Source organism: Paenibacillus lemnae (genome assembly GCF_012933385.1).
Taxonomy (GTDB): Bacteria; Bacillota; Bacilli; order Paenibacillales; family Paenibacillaceae; genus Paenibacillus_AQ; species Paenibacillus_AQ lemnae.
Window position 1 is genome coordinate 1 of the sequence record NZ_JABBPN010000046.1, and the last position, 761, is coordinate 761.

Sequence of the window (761 nt, forward strand, 5' to 3'; positions counted from 1 at the left end):
AAACTATAAATTGATTCTCCAGTATCATTGAATCGACTATTCATGGATTTATAACTCCTTCGGTTTGGCAGTGGTTTCATATAACGTTGTTGTATCCACGAACCCGAGAGCCTTAAAGGAGCGTAGCGACTGGGTCCGCTAGGACTTAGGTTCGCAGGGTTGTCTGCCTGTAACTTCCTCTTGGAAATGCCGCGGGCAGACCAAGGGCCGCTAGGCCCGTAGCGTGGATACATTGTTATGTGAGGTACCAGACATCGTTGAAATACAATCAATTTATTTGCTGAGCTTTATTTTTATATCTGCTTCTCTATAAATTGAAATGATTGACTCTATAATATCTTTACTTGGATATTCATCGTCTCCATCAAAATCATTCTGATAATATCTTAAATCAGCACTTGATTGGGAAATCAAATCAAGAATTTTAGACCTGTATTCTGGATTTACGGACTCTAAATATGGAGAATTAGTCAAGTTCTTTCCGTTGATATTTACAAGCTCTAATCCTTCAATTGCCAATTCATATCCTTGCTCAATCAAATATTCATCTTTATATCTAGCATCTTCTACCTTGTAATAGTATTCAGTAAGTAGGCTAATTACTTCCTGATAAAATCTAAATTCGTTTGAATTCTTATCCTTTCTTTCTTTACGTGCTGTTAAAAATAAATCTGCTTCGTCGCTATACCTTGTGGCTTAAAGTCTGAATCATAGAAAAATAGTCAATACTGCTTGTATTACGTTAATAGGAGCGGATTGAC

At 36.5% G+C, this 761-nt stretch carries 1 protein-coding gene; it reads right to left on the reverse strand.

Annotation, left to right across the window (positions count from 1 at the left end):
- Positions 1-273: 273 nt before the first annotated feature.
- Entirely contained in the window at positions 274-540 is a 267-nt protein-coding gene (locus tag HII30_RS21340) for a hypothetical protein (RefSeq protein WP_169507055.1), read from the reverse strand.
- Positions 541-761: the final 221 nt, after the last annotated feature.